Origin of the sequence: Pedobacter ginsenosidimutans (genome assembly GCF_001442625.1) — a bacterium.
GTDB classification, from domain to species: Bacteria; Bacteroidota; Bacteroidia; order Sphingobacteriales; family Sphingobacteriaceae; genus Pedobacter; species Pedobacter ginsenosidimutans.
This window is the reverse complement of record NZ_LMZQ01000014.1, coordinates 198,935-216,532: the sequence shown is the minus strand read 5'-3', so window position 1 is coordinate 216,532 and position 17,598 is coordinate 198,935. Positions and strand designations below refer to the sequence as shown.

Annotated in this window: 12 protein-coding genes; 6 read left to right on the top strand and 6 right to left on the bottom strand. The window is 38.4% G+C overall.

Annotated features, from left to right (window positions below; translation table 11 throughout):
- Positions 1-28: 28 nt before the first annotated feature.
- Positions 29-925, bottom strand: coding sequence for an ROK family protein (locus tag ASU31_RS18120; protein ID WP_057933683.1), 897 nt, complete (start codon positions 923-925; stop codon positions 29-31).
- Positions 926-1,075: 150 nt separating this feature from the next.
- Between ASU31_RS18120 and ASU31_RS18115 the strand changes: the two genes are divergently transcribed.
- Genes ASU31_RS18115 through ASU31_RS18100 form a run of 4 tightly spaced genes read left to right on the top strand, consistent with a single transcriptional unit; the run spans position 1,076 to position 7,513 of the window.
- Positions 1,076-1,717, top strand: coding sequence for an RNA polymerase sigma-70 factor (locus ASU31_RS18115; protein ID WP_057933682.1), 642 nt, complete (start codon positions 1,076-1,078; stop codon positions 1,715-1,717).
- Positions 1,718-1,762: 45 nt separating this feature from the next.
- On the top strand, positions 1,763-2,776 hold the full coding sequence (locus ASU31_RS18110; RefSeq protein ID WP_057933681.1) for a FecR domain-containing protein: 1,014 nt from the start codon (positions 1,763-1,765) through the stop codon (positions 2,774-2,776).
- Between the two features lie 32 nt (positions 2,777-2,808).
- Complete coding sequence (locus ASU31_RS18105; protein ID WP_057933680.1) at positions 2,809-5,910, top strand: SusC/RagA family TonB-linked outer membrane protein; 3,102 nt, start codon at positions 2,809-2,811, stop codon at positions 5,908-5,910.
- A gap of 7 nt (positions 5,911-5,917) precedes the next feature.
- On the top strand, positions 5,918-7,513 hold the full coding sequence (locus tag ASU31_RS18100) for a SusD/RagB family nutrient-binding outer membrane lipoprotein (RefSeq protein WP_057933708.1): 1,596 nt from the start codon (positions 5,918-5,920) through the stop codon (positions 7,511-7,513).
- A 343-nt stretch (positions 7,514-7,856) separates the two neighbouring features.
- Here the strand turns inward: ASU31_RS18100 and ASU31_RS18090 are convergent, their stop codons facing one another.
- Positions 7,857-8,759, bottom strand: a complete 903-nt coding sequence (locus ASU31_RS18090) for a class I SAM-dependent methyltransferase (protein WP_057933678.1) — start codon at positions 8,757-8,759, stop codon at positions 7,857-7,859.
- A 161-nt stretch (positions 8,760-8,920) separates the two neighbouring features.
- On the opposite strand from ASU31_RS18090, the gene ASU31_RS18085 reads away from it, so the two are divergent.
- Positions 8,921-9,496, top strand: a complete 576-nt coding sequence (locus ASU31_RS18085) for an RNA polymerase sigma factor (RefSeq protein WP_057933677.1) — start codon at positions 8,921-8,923, stop codon at positions 9,494-9,496.
- Positions 9,493-10,995 carry a hypothetical protein gene (locus tag ASU31_RS18080; RefSeq protein ID WP_057933676.1) on the top strand — a complete coding sequence of 501 codons (1,503 nt, stop codon included), beginning with the start codon at positions 9,493-9,495 and terminating at the stop codon, positions 10,993-10,995. The genes ASU31_RS18085 and ASU31_RS18080 overlap by 4 nt, the downstream gene beginning before the upstream one ends.
- A gap of 105 nt (positions 10,996-11,100) precedes the next feature.
- Here the strand turns inward: ASU31_RS18080 and ASU31_RS18075 are convergent, their stop codons facing one another.
- From ASU31_RS18075 to ASU31_RS18060, 4 genes are all read right to left on the bottom strand, one after another.
- Complete coding sequence (locus tag ASU31_RS18075; protein ID WP_057933675.1) at positions 11,101-11,658, bottom strand: hypothetical protein; 558 nt, start codon at positions 11,656-11,658, stop codon at positions 11,101-11,103.
- Positions 11,659-11,685: 27 nt separating this feature from the next.
- The gene (locus ASU31_RS18070; protein ID WP_057933674.1) at positions 11,686-12,393 is read right to left on the bottom strand and encodes a DUF2071 domain-containing protein; all 708 of its coding nucleotides are present in this window, start codon (positions 12,391-12,393) and stop codon (positions 11,686-11,688) included.
- 226 nt (positions 12,394-12,619) lie between these two features.
- Positions 12,620-14,317, bottom strand: coding sequence for a porin family protein (locus ASU31_RS18065; protein ID WP_057933673.1), 1,698 nt, complete (start codon positions 14,315-14,317; stop codon positions 12,620-12,622).
- Positions 14,318-14,321: 4 nt separating this feature from the next.
- Positions 14,322-17,345, bottom strand: a complete 3,024-nt coding sequence (locus tag ASU31_RS18060; RefSeq protein WP_057933672.1) for a tetratricopeptide repeat protein — start codon at positions 17,343-17,345, stop codon at positions 14,322-14,324.
- Positions 17,346-17,598: the final 253 nt, after the last annotated feature.

Sequence of the window (17,598 nt, the reverse complement as noted above, 5' to 3'; positions counted from 1 at the left end):
AATTGAATTATTTTTAAATAATTTTTTGTTAGATTTTTTCGATCGTTTTAAATGTCTGCGTAGCCCAGCAACCCGCAGCTCCAACCAAGGCCGCATCTTCATTCAATTCAGAAATATGTATCGGTAAAGTGATGTCCTGCGAATGGAGATATTTAACCACACCTGGAATAAAACGGTTGGAGGCGTTGGCTATATTACCACCGATCACAATCGCCTCTGCCGTATGATCCTGTTGAAATTTTTTGAGGAAAAGCCCAAGGTTATGGCTAAACTCAGCAAATATTTTCCGTACTGTCTGATTCTCATCATAAAGCATGGTCAATTCGCGAACATTTAGGATGTTTAATCCTGTGAGTTCATAATAGCGTTTTAAAAACCATCGCGTGGAAAGATGATCTTCTGTTATGCCATCTAAAAAAGGAGCACACCATAAATTGGCATCGTCAACTTTCCCCTCATGATAAACCGCACTTCCCAGGCCTGTTCCCAATGTAATACCAATCAGATGCTGATAGGCACGTGCTTCACCTGCAAATACTTCTCCGGCCAAAAAGCACGAAGCATCGTTACTCATCAAAATCTGATCGCGGTCGATCTGCAGTTCACTGGCCAGCATATCTTTTACGTTTAGGCCATAAAAAGCTGCATATTTATCGTTGCCCGCGATATAGGAGATGCCGTTATCATAATCGAAAGGGCCCGGCATGGCAATACCTAAACGGCCCATTTCGATATCAACTTTTTGATAAGCTGCTTTAATTGCACTGCACCAGGTGTGGATAATCTTTTTTGTTGAGCCATGAGAGTCGACACGTTCGCGCGTGTAGGAATTTTTAAGAATGTTCCGCTGCTGCATATCGAGTACGGCAGCTGTAATGTGCGAACCCCCGATATCAATGCCCATCACATATTTGTTTTTATTCATTGTTTTCTGCTTCAATAGATCTATAAATGGCTTGCGCCTTATTATGGCACCGAATGAAGAGTCCTTTTTTTGTTAAATTGCCTACAGCGGGAAGATTTTTTTATGAAATATTTTTTATTACCTTACATTTGATTCACCAAACTAACCAAGTTGAAAGCAGCTAAGCCAGATCTAGTCGTTTTATGGAATAAGATTTGCCTCGAGGATGATATAAAATCTTTTGAGCAACTTTACCGCTTTCTGTACAGTAGGTTAATCAAATTTTCTATTTACTATGTGGTTGATAAACAGGCTGCAGAAGACCTGGTTACCGAGTTATTTGTTAAATGCTGGGAAAACCGCGCAACAAGTACCCATGTATTAAATCCCGAAAGTTATTTTTTTATCGCTGTAAAAAATCAATCACTTAAATACCTCAAAAAAAATTCTTCAATTACGTTTATCGATTTAGTTGATGCAGAAGAGGATGTTTCGGTAACAGCACAAACGCCGGAATATATTATGGAAACCAAAGAACTGCACCGGCAACTTGATTTTGCCATTGCTGGTTTGGCACCTCAGGCAGCTACAGTCTTTAGGTTGATCAAGGAAAGTGGAATGAAATATAAGGAAGTGGCAGAACTGTTGAACATTTCACCCCGAACGGTGCAGACCCAGTTGTTCAGGGCCATTGCAAAACTCCGCTTAATATTACAACCTTTACAAGACAAAGGATCTGATGAAAAAAAGCTTGGAAAAATAATCTCCCTGATTATCTTAGTGGGTACCTTATCTTTTTTTTATTTCTTGTAGGCAATTTTAACAGAAAAAGGAACATATCATAAAGGGCGGAAAAAAATGACAGATCAAAGATTTACAGAATTGCTTGGAAAACAATTGGCCGGAGAAATTTCGTCGGATGAATCTGTTGAACTGGAATCGATTTTAGCCGATAATGAAGCGCTTAGAACAGAATATAAACAGCTACAGACCTATTTTGAATCTGAAACCGCTGAAGAAGAAAATATCGATCTAGTTTTTGATCGGATCAGCGCCCAGATCCAGGTTCCTGATGAACCCAGTTTAAAGGTTACCAACAGCAAAAGCTACGGTGTCTGGCTAAAAATTGCTGCCGTTGCAGCTATTGTTTTGGCTGGCGTTTTGGTGTATAACAGAGAAGCCGTTTTCTTCAATAAAGCAGATCAGTTGGTACTAACTCGGGCGCTAACCAAAGCCGCAGAGGTGAAAACCATTGTACTGGCCGATGGCTCTACTGTAAAAATGAATTCGGGGAGCAGCTTAAAATACCCGGATCATTTTACTGCTGATACCAGGGATGTTTACTTATCTGGTGAGGCATTTTTTGATGTTAAAAAAGATCCTAAACACCCCTTTATTGTACACACGGAGCAATTGGACGTAAAAGTTCTGGGCACAGCGTTTGACGTTAAGGCTTACCAGAACGATGCTTTTACCGAAACCACCTTAATCAGGGGAAGCGTTGCTATCTCACTTAAAAATAATAACAAACAAACTTTTATCTTAAAGCCAAACGATAAGTTTACCCTGGCCGGTGGCAAGCCAAATTTAAGCCAGCTCACCCATTTTAGTGGAATGGAGACAGGTCGGGTATTGGAAACCGCATGGACAAACCACGAACTCATCTATAAAAACAGCCGTTTTGATGAAATTGCCAAGCTTTTTGAGCGATGGTACGATGTAAAAATAACCTTTAAAGAAGCTGATCTTAAAACGGTTAAATTTACCGGACGTGTAGATAAAGAAACCATTACAGAGGCTTTAAATGTGCTAAAACTGATCGAAAATTTCAATTATTCGATAAAGGGTAAAAATGTCTATATCTACCGTTAGCACAAACAGTTAAGCAATGTATATTTGTAGCCATGAATTGTGCGCAGAGAATCATATTGTTAATTGGATTGATTTTTCCGCTATGCGCCAATGCACAAACTAAAGTTACCTTAAATTTTAATGGGGCAAATTTTGAGCAGGTTGTAGAAGCCATACAGCAACAAACTGTTTATCATTTCGCCTACAGTGAATCTAAAATCCCTCAACATCAGGTATCCATCAAGGTAGAAGATGAAGAAGCCATAAAGGTGATCGATCAATTGCTGATTAATAGCGGTTATACCTATTCTCTTTTGCCGAATAATTTAATCGTAATCAGAAAAAATACCGAAGGAAAAATGGGTTCTGATAGTGTCCGCTTTTTAAAAGAGGTAGTAATTACGGCTTTGGGTATTGAAAAAGACAATCATAAAGTTGGCTATGCCTTAACTACCATTAAAGGTTCTTCCATCACCAAGGCAAGAGAAAGCAATATGATTATGGCGCTACAGGGTAGAGTAGCCGGACTTAACATTACCGGTGTAAACGGTGGCCCAGGATCTGCGGCACGTATACTCATCCGTGGTGTTTCTAGTATGACTGCTGCCTCTCCGTTATTTATCGTAAATGGTGTCCCTATTGATAACAGTATTCGTGGAAGTGCAAATGAATATGGCGGGGCCGATTATGGCGATGGAATTAGTAACATCAATCCGGATGATATTGAAACCATTACGATATTGAAAGGTTCGGCTGCTTCGGCTTTATATGGCGCAAGGGCTGCAAATGGTGTGATCCTCATCAATCTGAAAAGCGGTGGAGAAAATACCGAACCAAAGCTGGAATACAACGCAAACCTGGCCTTCGATGTTCCGGTTAATTCTACTGATTTTCAATATCTGTACGGTCAGGGTACCCAAAATAAACGTCCTGCCGATCTGTACAATGCGATTACCACGGGGTTGTTGAGCTGGGGAGAACTTATGGATGGCAAATTAAGCCCTCAGGTAGATGGCTCTATGCGCCCTTATGCTCCAGTTAAGAATAACATCCAGACTTTTTATCGCACTGCTCCGGCCTTCATTAATACGCTGTCGCTGGTTGGTGGAAATACCAATAATAACTATCGTGTTTCGGTTTCCAATTTAGATTACAATTCTGTTTTAAGCAATGGTGCGTTAAACCGTAAAACGTTAAATTTTTATGGTACAGTAGCACTAAGTTCTAAAATATCGCTGAGCTTTACCGGTAATTACATTTACGAAAGGAACAAAAACAAAAGCTACCTCAGCGATGGCCCTTTAAATGCAAATTATGGGATATCAGCTTTGGCTACCAGTTTAGATCAATCGATCTTAGCCCCTGGTTTTGATACCGGAACAGGTTTCGAAACGAGGTGGAATGCAGATGAATATAAAACCAATCCATATTTTTTAATGAACAAACAGGCTGATTATGCCAATAGAAATCGCTATATCACATCAGCGGTATTAAAATATAAGTTGGCCAGCTGGGCATCACTGCAGGGCAGAATTGGCTACGATTCGAGTAAAGATGAAGTAGTGAGTATTTTACCTACAGGGACTGCATTTTCCATTAACAGACAGGGTGGTATGAATGCCTATGATCAAAACCGTACATCAGAACTCAATAGCGATATTTTGTTCAGTGCGACCAGAAACCTGAGCGATAAATTGAACCTCGAATTTTCAATGGGCGCAAATTATCGCGAAAGAAAGGGCAATACCGAAAAACTGAAAGGATCGCAGTTTAAAGTGCCGTATCTGTATGTGCCAGAAAATCTGATTACCAGTACCAAAACACTGGCCATATCCAGAATTGTAACCGAATCGGCTTATTACACTGCCGATCTCAGCTATGAGCGTTATCTTAACTTCTCCGTTACCGGCCGTTATGATATCTATTCTACCTTGCCTGCTAACAATCGGGGCATATTTGTGCCTGGGGTATCGGGCAGTTTTATTTTTTCAGATCTGCTGAATTTGAAAGGCCTCGATTTCGGTAAATTGCGGTTGGATTTTGCCAAAACAAGTGGCGAGCCCATCGTTCCATATACCACGCAAATCTATTATACCGTAGATAATCAGGTAAATGGTGTTCCTGTGGGTGGTTTTTCCAGCGATTTACCAAATTACAATTTAAAACCATTTACGCTAAATGAAATAGAGGCAGGTCTCGATCTTAAATTTTTTAACAGTCGGCTGGATATCGATTTTACCTATTTCAACCGCATTACCCACAACGAAATTATTAATGCAAAACAATCGGTTACCACAGGTTTTACCTCCGCCTATGTTAACCTTGGCGAGACCCGGAATGCAGGGATAGAACTGGCTTTAGGCTATACGCCATTGCTTACAACAAGGGGCAAATGGCAAGTTAACTTTAATATGACCAAGGTAAAGAATACCTTGCTTTCTATCGATGGCAACAGTAATTACACCCTTACAGGCACCTATCGGCCGCTAAATGCCAATACTGCGCTGGTGGTTGGTAAACCGATTACGCAGATTATGGCCTACGATTATTTACGGGATGCAAATGGAAACATCATTGTCGGATCGGATGGTATACCTAAGCGGGGTAATTTTATTCCAATGGGTGGCACCATGCCTACTTTATACGGAGGGATAACCAACAGTTTTAACTATAAACAGTTTAGTTTTTCGTTTTTGATCGATTATCGCTTTGGCAATAAAATCCTATCGGCAACAGAATATTACAGTTACGTACTTGGCTTAAATAAAGCCACTTTGATCGGGAGAGAAACGGGGATTGTGGCCGATGGCCTGTTAGAAAATGGACAAAAGAACACGATTAATGTTCCCGCTTATGCCTATTACCCTGAATTGGCCACCAATATTTCGGCATTATCGGTACTCAATGGCAGTTTCATTAAGCTGAGGCAGGCTACATTAGGTTATTCTTTTAGCGAACGTTTTTTAAAAAGAACACCTTTTAGCAGTGTGGGGATAGATCTGGTCGCGCGGAACCTGTTTACCTTGCTTAAATACACTAAAAATATAGATCCTGAATCGCAGTTTTCGCCTACATTGGGTTATGCGGGGATAGAAGGCGCTTCGTTACCTGCTACACGAAGCTTTGGGATCAATTTAAACTTTAAATTCAAATAAGATGGCCATGAGAAAGTTGTGTGTTTTGGGTGCTTTTTTACTGGCTTTAATGGGCAGTTGTTCTAAGGAAAAGCTGGACGAAATCAATACAGATCCAACCAAACTTACAGAAGATAATTATGATCCCAACAGCTTGCTTGCGCAGGCACAGTTAAAATATGCCAATTTAGGTTATTATCAGCTGTTGTATCAGAGTACCATGATGCAGTTGCTTGCCTCAACCTATTATTATTACAACAATGGCGATAAATATATCAATGTGGGCAGTTTTACCGATTATCAGGGGCGTATTTTTGATGAAGGTTATGCTGATGCCTCTTACATCAGAGAGATGCAAAGACTGGCCAGATTGAAAGATCCGGTTGCCTATAAAAACCTGATTGCGATAGGTGATATGATGTTTGTATTGATTTTGCAAAGAATTACCGATACTTATGGTGATGTGCCTTATTCGCAGGCTGTTAAAGCAATACAAGGTGTTAAATATCCGGTTTACGATCGTCAGGAAGATATTTATACACAAATGCTGAACGATCTCGAAATGGCTACCGCACAACTGGATGTCGAAAAACCCGGGCCAACCGCCGATCTTTTTTATAAAGGCGATATCGGTAAATGGAAAAAGTTTGGTTATTCATTAATGCTTAGGATTGCCATGCGCTTAACGAAAGCAGATCCGGAGAAGGCCAGAATTTGGACCGAAAAGGCTGCGGGCAAAACTTTTACCAGTATTAACGACAATGCGATTCTTTTAACCGATGCTTCTTCCTTTAACAGCCAAAATGGTACATCACTTGCTTTAAGAACATTTTCCGACTATCTGGAAGTACGATGGAGTAAAACATTAATTGATCAGTTAAAAAATACCAACGACCCCAGATTGGGTGTGATAGGTGAAGTACCGAAAGATGGATTGGCCAAAAATGCAGATCAGAATTTAAGCGGAAATACCGATGCAACTGTTCAGGTTGGGATGCCAAATGGATACGATTTGCAGGGTGGAACCACCGATATCAGTCGTTCGCCAAACTATCCAGGCGGTACAGGTAGCGGAAGTGATTTTGCTCCACTCGGAAAATATTCCAGACCACGCACCGCGATGTACCTTAAATTAGGCGGACCAATTTTTATCCTGAGTTACGCTGAAATTGAATTTTTGCTTGCAGAAGCTAAAGTGCGAGGGTGGAATATAAATGGAACCGCAAACCTGCACTACACCAATGGCTTAACGGGCGCAATCCAATCGCTTGCACAGCTGGATCCTTTAGCTGCGGTTGATGCCAATAAAATCACTGCATTTGTAAACCAGAATCCACTTGATGAAAGCAGTACACAAAATGCACTAAGCGCAATCAATACACAATACTGGGTAACTACAGGAACGGATTTTAATTTCATAGAAGCCTGGTTAAACTGGAAAAGGAGCGATTATCCCAAGCTTATTTCCATAAATTACAAAGGCAACGTTACCAATGGCACTATTCCCCGCAGGATGATCTACCTATCAACGGAAGTGCTGAACAATCCTCAAAACTATAAAGATGCCGTAGCCAGAATAGCAGGGGGAGATGTACTTACCTCACGGGTTTGGTGGGATAAGTAATGATTGGATATCGAGGATACAGCTAAATTATCATATAATAGATACGTTTTAAAGACTATAAATATCTAACGTGTTTTTTTTTCTTTCCATGGTTTATGCCTTTGATCATCAGGTATATGCCCAGAAATAAAAGAATAGCTAAAATAATTATCCCAACTGCAATTGGCAAAAAAATAGCTGCTGATGCCAAGAACTCGCTCCATAGTACACGGGGATAAAAAAAATAAGTTAGGATCAAAAACCCTAGTAACATTAAGATGGAGAAAAAATAAAGGGTTTTAGGTGTTGAGTTGATTTTCATGTTTTATTTAGATATATGTGAAATGATAAGACTGGGTATCGTTTAATTTAAATAAGGGTTTTGAGGAATGTAAACCAGGTAGTAACCGCTTTTCTTAAGCAGATTAATCGTGTGCTCATCAGGTAATTGTTTAAAAATGACTGTAGTTAACACCTGTGAGGGCATAACCCTTAACTTGAAGAGAGTATCAAAAAGAAACTTCTTCATTTTGATAAAGAAAAACTGCCTGCTGTATTGATCGGTTGATATTGATTCTGCTCCTTTAAACCAATAATTTGGATTTATTTTTTTAAAACCGACCATTGGCAGGCCTAAACCTGCGGCCAGTTTTTCAAATTCCCGTTCAGAAACCTTGTATACAAAATTTCCAACAGGCTCAAATGAAAAACGGTTTTTCCATAGTTTGTTAATAAATTGCCCGTTTTTTGCAAAAAGATTGCTTAGCATTAATAGTAAAGGCATTTTTGTTACCGGATCTTGCGGCTCCATCACTACGACACCCGATCTGGCCACTCTGATCATCTCGTACATTGCAGCATATGGCCTAGGGAAATGGTGGTAAGATTCTTTGCAAAGCACAAAATCAAAGCTATTATCTTCTCGCGATAGCTTTTCTGCATTTTCCGCAGCACAGGCATTAATAATTCCCTCTTTTAGTGCAATATTTAAAAAGTCGGTATTCAAATCGGTTGCCAATGCTTTATTGCCCGAGTTTAAGATATATTGCGCATCAAATCCATACGCATCTCCTACGGTAAGCCAGCTTCGGTTTTTTCTATCCAGAAGCGGATCAAGACAACTGAAAAATAGTTGTTGCAGCCAGTGGGCAACATTGTTTTTGCCTGTAGCCCTTACTTTTTCATAAAAATCACTTTTAGCACTTTCGGACGGGAAATGTTCATTGTACCATTCGTTGTGTCGGTTATAGCTTTCATTGTGGCGCATTGATCAGGGTTTACAAGATCATACGAAGCCAGTGATGAAAACGCTTGGTCGAAAAATAAAATGTATCAATAAAAAATAAATTAATTTTAACCCAGCGTTTTTCATATCCACTGCGTAACCTTGTTATAACACCATGAAAAACCGCTTACCGAACCAAATGGATGAACCTTTTTTTTAAGCAGGATACTAAACTAATCAGAGGCTGCAAGGCTAATGAGCGGCAAGCACAGGAAGGTCTCTATAAGCTTTACTATGCCGAAATGCTGCGGATATGTTTTCGTTATTTAAAGTCAGATGATCTGGCGCATGATGCGTTGAGTGTTGGTTTTTTGAAGGTTTTTCAGCATATCCATACTTTCGATGCTAAAAAAGGAGAATTTGGTGCCTGGATTAGGACGGTGATGGTAAGGTCGTGTATTGATATTGGCCGAAGAGAGGCTAAGTTTAACGAAGCAATCAGCCAAGATGAAATAGAGGAAATCTTTATCCAGCCGTCTGTGTTAGATAAACTTTTTGTAGAAGATCTCCTAAAATTGATACGCCTGTTGCCAACCGCTACCCAGTTGGTTTTTAACCTTTCAGTTATAGATGGCTATTCGCATAAGGAAATTGGAGAACATTTGAATATTACCGAGAGTACATCAAGGTGGCACCTCTCTGAAGCAAAGAAACAGTTGAGGACAATGTTAGCTTCCTCAGCAATTGATAAACCAACTGAAAACATAAAAAGAAGATGAGAAATTCAGCATGGTATCATAAACTCTGGCGCAATAAATTCGATAGTCTTCCAATTCAGGATGCTGCGGATGCTTCATGGGCGGGTATGCACAAACTGCTCAATGAGCAGATGCCGATTAGTACCATCGGCGGCCATGGCCCTAATTTATCTACAGGAGCCAAACTGTTTAAAATAATTGGGTATACATTGTCTGTAGCTGCTACGGTTTCTACTGTAGGCTACTTTACAGTTCTGAAATCAAAAAATAAACAGAAAGAAATAGAAAAGAAAGTTAAACCCGCAATTCTCGATTCAATAGCTGTTGATAGTAGCAAGGTGATAAATTATAGCAATTTGGGCGATACGACTATAATCACGGATAGTATTGATCAGAATGGAAATGCAATTGATAATGTTGTGGTGCAAAATAGAGGAGTTAACAATGATTCTGCTGAAGCTGTAAAACGTGTAAATGACAATGAAAACGTTATTTCATCTGTTGCGAAACCGAATGCTGTTTCTCCTATTAAAAACAAACACGATGGTATACAAAGACATTATAATTTTGGACGATTTGAAAATTCAAGTTCGAGATCATCAAAGCCTGGTTCAAAAGGTAATGATCATGAAACTAAGGGCCGGAATGTTGATAGTTCATTTATGAACAGACAAAATCTGTTATTAATACCGAATAGTTATCAGGAAACAAATGAATTTTTTAAACAAGGTGCTTCACCTGTTTCCATTTTAAACCAAAGGGCTGTTTTACAAACCTATGCCCCTGCCTATTCAGGAGGTGCATCCTCAATAAATAACAATAGGAGAGGAAGCAACAATAAAGCAGACCGCACCACTGTAGGTAAAGTCTTGAAAGTAAAAAATGTCAGATCACCCAAAATCAAAACGGCTAAAATTAAACAAGAAAGCGAAATTATATTGCCTACATATAGTTATGGAGTAACAACAGGAATGAATGTGCAGAAAGGCAACAGTAGTTTTTATGCTGGCATATGGGGTGCTTATTCACTAAGTAAAAAATGGCAGCTTTCTGTTGGCGTAAATGTTAATAGCTATCAAAAAATTGCAGGAGAATTTACACATCCGAGTTATTACCGTCCCGATTCGTTACCGCCGTTTAAAATTGCAGCTACAAGAAAAGTGATTACAGTAGATATTCCTTTAACAGCTACTTATAGGCTTTCAAAACATATAAGTGTTAAGGCAGGTCCGGTAATTAGTTTTGTGGGCAAGCAGTCTGAAATGATAACCAGATTAAACCCAATAGCCGATCCACGTGATACATTATACCATAGCAGGCAAATCGACTCGACCTTAGTAAATACAGTAAGCAATAAGGTAAATATAGGTTTTACAGGTGGCATCAGTATTCACATAAAACAATTTGATATCAATGGAAGCTACCAATGGTTAACCCCATACAAGGTGAGCAATAGTTTGGGCTCCTTTAAACAGACCAATCAGGCTTTTAGGATTGGGATAGGATATAGGTTTAAATAACTATAGTAGAAACAAGATTGAAAATGATTAATGCTGAAAATTCATAAGAAAGGATAGAAAACAGAATCTCAAGCCTAATGACAGAGATATTCGGTATGAGCTTCCTTAAATTTTACTAACCAATCTCAAGGTTTTCAAGTCGTAAATTGAAATTTCGTTTTTATCCGTTTTATCGTATTTATTGTTGTTGTTTGTATCATAGTGTCCTGTAACCACAAGGGTACCTGTTTGTTTATTTACAACCCAGGTCCTTACAAAGAGTTTGTTATCTGTTAACTGTGTTCTTTTTTGTCCATCGGTAGATAAGATTATAATCTGTTTTGGGTCGTTCCAGTCTATTCCCTTTTTTTCGTCAAGATCAATGGTTTGGGCAGAAATAATAATTTGATTGATCCCCAGGTGGTCAATTTTAACTTGTTCAAGTTTTTCAAAGTAGCCATCACTCGGGAAATCTACCTGTTTTGTTTGTCCGTTTTTAGTGTTAATAAACAGCAGGTATTTATTTTTAGCATCAGGCATTTTTCCCCAATTTTCAACGCTTGCAATTACATAATCTGTTCCTTCAACTTCTGTCAATCTATTGAAATGAACATAATTATTTTTGTCCTGGCCGTAAGCGGTCAGGGTGAAAATGCTTAAGACGGTTATGAATATTTGTTTCATTCTTGTTGGACCTATAATGTTTTATAGTTATTTGTTTGTTTCGCTTTTCCATTCATGCTCAACATTTGTCATAAGCAGTGCATTGTCAAAAGTCACCGATCCTCGGGGGAAAAGATCTTCGTTTTCAAAAAAACTTGATTTTACCTTCAAAACCTCAAGTGGACTGACTTTCCAATGGTATGCTTTTAATCTCAGGCCATCAAACTTGTCTTTATTCGGTGAATATCCAAGGTCGCCGTTTTCAAAAAAGTCTGACGCATTTTCTAGTGTTTTAAAAATTGATTTATTGTTAAACAGAGGAGTCTCATTAGCATCAATTAATATCTCAGTATTATCTGAGCTCTTAAAGCTAATTTGGTAATTTCCGTTTTCTTCTTCTATGTTGAATTTTGCATGAAAGTGTTTGCCTGGAAATATTCGTCCACCAATTAGCGCATTTAATTTTAGCGAAGTATCCCGACGCGGTATATAAACCCCTGATTTTGTTACACCGTCCTCATCCCATTCAACTGCAATTCGATGAGCACCATTTTCAGAATTTACACCCATAAAGTTTGGTAGCCCTTTTGGTTTTATATTTTTTAGTCTGATTAGGCATATTCCAACAATGGCTTTTTCCATATAAACTTTTGGTCTAAAAGGAAAGGGAATCAGTTCTTTCACAATCTTTGGGTCAGCTGTGAAGTTAATTAAGATTCTTCTGTCAATATATCCATGTATTGTTGGGATTCTCATTCCGCTTTAATTTTAAGCTAACTAAAGTAAATATAGTCGAAATCACAACAATATTAATGTTGTTCAATTAAGATAATAGGTATTAATAATTCTTTCTGGAAATAATTTATCTTAAAGTTGTTTTGATGATGATCGGCCGCCTCTAATCCTACAAACAAAATATGCCTTTAAGTTTAAACTTAAAGGCATACATCAGATTAAAAAATGAATTTTACGATTTTATCACTTAAAACGAATACGTTAATCCTCCGAAAATATTAAATCCGTTTACTTGGTAGTACAAATACTTGCTGTAGTTAGTATTTAAGATATTGTTCGCTTTCGCAAAAACAGAGAACTTTTTGTTGATCCTATAATCTGCACCAAGACCTAAATCTACATAACCTTTAACCGTTTCAATAAGTTCTATATTAGGGTTTGGAATCACATATTGTGAAGCAGGAACAGGTGCACCGGTATACACTTTTGCCTTAACATCATCCTGAATTACTACCCCAGCATTAAAACTTAATTTTTTATTGTAGGTATACACAAAATTAGAACTCACCTTTAAGCCTGGTTTAAACCAAGAGTAAGTTTCGGAAGCTGGTTTCCAATCATCAAGGTTTAATTTACCTGTCCATTTTAATGCGTCACTTACCTGAACGGAAATTTCGCCCTCTAAACCAGTTAATTTGGTTTTACCGAAATCGTATATCACATCAAATTTGTTAAAATCAGTAAAGTTGTTGATGAACAAAGGCATATCATCAAACTGTTTTACATATACACGCGCCTTATAACCAAAACCCGGGCCACCGGTACCTTTAATACCAGCACTGAAACTTAACTTTTCAACCGTGTTTCTAACCACGATATTGCTGTTTAACCAAGGGTTTTCATCGGTAAAGCCTTTTAGCGAGTTTCTGTTTACATCGCCTTTAACTTCTCCGAAAACCTGTAAATAATCAGGAATTAAAGTGAAATCGGCAGTAACGGCAGGGAAGATTTTAGAACTGCTGAATGCACCAAATTCCTGAACAAAGTTAATCCCTGCTGTAATTTTAGCCCCTTTGACCTGTAAACGGATATATGGATTTAAACGCAAAAGGTTATTGCCAACGCTGGTTAAAGCATCTTTGCTATTACCAAATTCGGTTGATGCGGCTAAACCTAAGTTTAACGAATTAATACGTTTGTTTACATAACCATTTAAGCTCAGGTAGTTTTCTTTTGCGCTGAATTTATCATTCCAGATATAGCCATTGGCTTTTAATGCATAACTAAAAGCATCTTCATCTTCAGTAAAGTTTTTTACCAGCTCACCTTCCAGCTCAATAGTGGTTAAGGCCTGTTTATCCGGGTTAGGATTAAGCGTAGGTCTTGTATCATCTATACCATAAAAATAAGTGCCATTACGTTCAAAATTAATGCGGCCACTAACGGTATTCTGCTCTAAAATACTACGGCCAAAAATGCTTAACTGTTGGTTACTGCTATTCTGCTTGTTCAGCTTTCCTTCCTGACTAAAATGTTTAAAGTATCCACCAACCTGTAAACCTTCATCTTTACCGGTGTTAAAATAAGCTTCACCCAACAGGGTGGCCAACGACCCGAATGCACCTTTTACGTAATTGTTAACCAATATGCTTTCTTTTTCTTCGGCCAGGGCTTGTGCCTGTAGCTTTTGGATATCGCTGTTCAACTCCAGCTTTCTATCCAAAATGCTGTAGTTTAATTTTGCTTTGTAAGTTTTAACATCATCTAAATTCGGGCTTCTTCTTAGCTTTACAGCCTCCGCCAAAATTGGTTTATATGGGCGAACAACTTCAATCTCTTCGTTTACAACCCCTTTTTCCTCAGTTTTTTTATCCTGCGCCTGAGCAGTCATTAATCCAGCAGCTAAAAAAAACAGTGAACTATATATATATTTAATTGATTTCATAATGCTACTTCTTCTGGTTTAGTTTTTCTAGTTTTTCTTTGGCTGTAGGGATAATATCATCCTTGCCTTCGTAATTATCAATTATACTGAGAAGTGTACTTTTTGCCTGCAAATTGTCTTTCAGGGCAACATAATTATCAGATAAAAGGATAAACGCCTTTGCTACCCAGTAATCATAAGCGGCCATGTTGTTAACCAGATCGAAACAGGTTTTAGATGAAGTTTTGAAATCACCTTTGTTGTATTCTAATAAAGCTAAATTGTATTTTGCTTCGGCAGCAGCAATGGTTTTTGTTTTAGCCACTACATTTTTAAATTCTTTTATGGCTGTGGTGGTATCGCCTTTTAACAAGTAAGCCTTACCAGAGTATAAACTCGAACTGTTTTTTTCTTCTTCTGAAGCTTTTTCCGATTCTTTGGTCAGCTGTGCATATTTAAGCATGTCATCAGGCATGTTTAAAGCGGTGTAAGCCTTTAACAAATTGTTGATGGCAAAACTATAGTGCGACTTGTAATCGGTTGTAGTTTCTAATCTTTTCAGATAAACAATGGCCTCGTTGTATTTCTTCTGGTTTAAGAAGAGTTGAGAGATGCTCACCAAAGAACGTTCGGTGTAATCGCTTGTCCAGTCGTTTAAGATAAACTCGTAATCAGGAATGGCTTCATCCGGACGACCTAATTTAACCAGAGATTCTGCCCTGATAAATTTAGCTTCTTTTTCGTGGTTGGCCTTAGGGAATTTATCAAAATAAGCATTTACGGCCTGGAATGCACCGTTGGCATCGCCTTTTAAATAGGTGTTATTGGCTGCGGCAAAAACGATATTGTCTTGCTCTGAACCTGAATAATTTCCGAGTGGAGTAGTAGCTGCGTAAGCGATAAAACCATTTGCATCGCCACGATCTACATAAATGTTCTTGATCGATTCCATTGCCTGTTTGGCTTCATCGGCAGTAGGATAATCGCGGATTACTTTTTTAAACGATTCTAAAGCAGCATCGTCCTGATCCTGGTTGTATTGAACCAAACCGATGGTTACCAAAGCTTTTGCCACATAACTGCTGCGTGGATATTTGGCTACGAGGGCTACAAGGTCTGATTTAGATTTATCAAAATCGCCTTTGTTGAAATAAGTATAAGCAGTTTCGAAACCAGCATCATCAGCGTAATTAGAATTTGGAAAAGTATTCAACAGGCTCTGCATGGTCGCAATTTTCGCATCATACTGCGTTTCCAATCCCTGAATCATTCCTTTCTGGAAAGTGGCGTAATCTTCTGAAGTGGTTTTGCGGCTGATGATCTTGTTGTAATTCGCCATTGCATCACCATAGTTTTTGTTTACGAAATATGAATCGGCTAAGCGGATGGTAGCATCATCAATCGTTTTTTGGTCTTTATCGCTACCCGCGAGGAATTTTTCGAAATAAGTAGCTGCCTTGCTGTATTTCTCATCTTCGAAAGCTGCATAAGCCAAAGCGTAGTTTGCAAAATTGTAAACGCCGGTTTTATCAGCATCTGGCATTTTTAAGAATTTCTCAAAAGTGGTAACTGCTTCACCGAACTTACGCAGCTCGTACATCGATTCAGCTTTCCAGTAAGTGTTTAACGCATTGATCTCATTGTCTTCAGGAAATTTTTCAGAACGTAAAAACATCGATAATGCATTCGGGAATGCTCTTTCATTATAAAATTCTAATCCGCGGAAATAGGTTACTTTTTGGTAGGCTTCTTTAGCTTCAAGGTTTTTATCCGGAATAGGCTCTAAAATATCTACAGCCGCCTGATAATTTTTGGTGGTTAATAAAACCTCTCCTAACAAAGTTTTGGCTTCGTTTATTTTACGCGATTTCGGGAAAGTTTTTAAGAAACCCTGAGTGGCCTCTAGCGCCTGCTGATGGAATTCTAGTTCGTAACTTAATTTGGCATAATTTAACCATGCCTCTTCCTGTATACCCTTGTCAAAACTTAAACGCGATGCCCTGAAAAAAGCACTCTGCGCTTTTGGTTTATCGCCCAATTGAATAAATGCTTTACCCAAAGTATGCATACCATTTTGAAGGTAAACATCATCGGTATTTAGTTTTTCTAAAACGGCAACCGACTCCTTATACTTTTTATTTTGGAACAAAGAGTACCCATATTGGTAAATGAAGAGGTTATTTTTGGTTTCGCTTTTATCTTTTGCATAATATTCGGAGAAATACTTTTCGGCATTTTTAAATTCAGATTTTGCAAAGTAAGATGCTGCCACCAAACTCAACATTTCTGGTTCAAACTGCTGTTTAGTTTTTTGAATGGCTGCCAAAGCATAGCTGATTACATCATCGTAACGCTCGTCAAGGTAATACATCGAAGTGATGTAGTATGGATAACTCGCCTCATAAGTGGGAGAGCCCTTTAACTTTTCGAAGTTGGCCAATGCCGTTTTATACTCTTTGTTTAAGTAATTAATGTAAGCAAAGTAGTAGGTGGCACTTTCCTGGAAATCGCCTTCTTCTTTTTTAACTTTTTCGAATAAAGGCTCTGCTTTATCGTAGTCTTTAAGTTCGAAATAGGCGTAACCCTGTTTAAACTGGTATTCGTTTCTTTGTTTGCCCGAAAGTGTAGAAGGATCTGTTTTTTCGAACCATTCTAAAGCTTTTTTATAGTTTTTCTGGTTAAAATAAGTTTTTCCAACGTAGAAATAAGCCAGTTTGGTGTTCGGGTTTAATGGATAATCGCGGATAAATGCCTGAAACAAACTTTCGGCATCGCTATTGGTCAACTCTAATGCGCAAACAGCCGCATAAAATTTCGCATTCTCTTTCAGTAAAGATAATTCAGCGTTGCTCTCCGTTTGGGTAGAAGGTTTATAACGTTGCAGCTCAACAAGTTTAAACTGTTGTGCAGCCGCTGTGTATTTTTCTTTGTCTAATAATTCTAAGCCCGTTTGATAGTTTTTATTGAGGTTTTGCACAGCGCTAACCTGAGCGTATGTGCTAAAACTTCCTGCTAAAATTAGCGGAATTAGTAGGTATTTTTTCTGCATTGGTTTCAAATATGGTTGGTACTAAATTAGAAATAGTATCAAAGCTTATCAACAGAAGTAATTAACATCTGTTAATAACACAAATTAACGACAGGATTTTTGGTTTGGTATTAAGGGCTGAACGAATGTGGAAAAATGATAAGGTTCATTGGTCATTAGTTCATTCGTCATTGGTACCGCCGCATCCGTTAACGGTTCATTGGTTCAATAGCCATTCGTTCATTGGTGCCGCCGCATCCGTCAATTGCGAGGC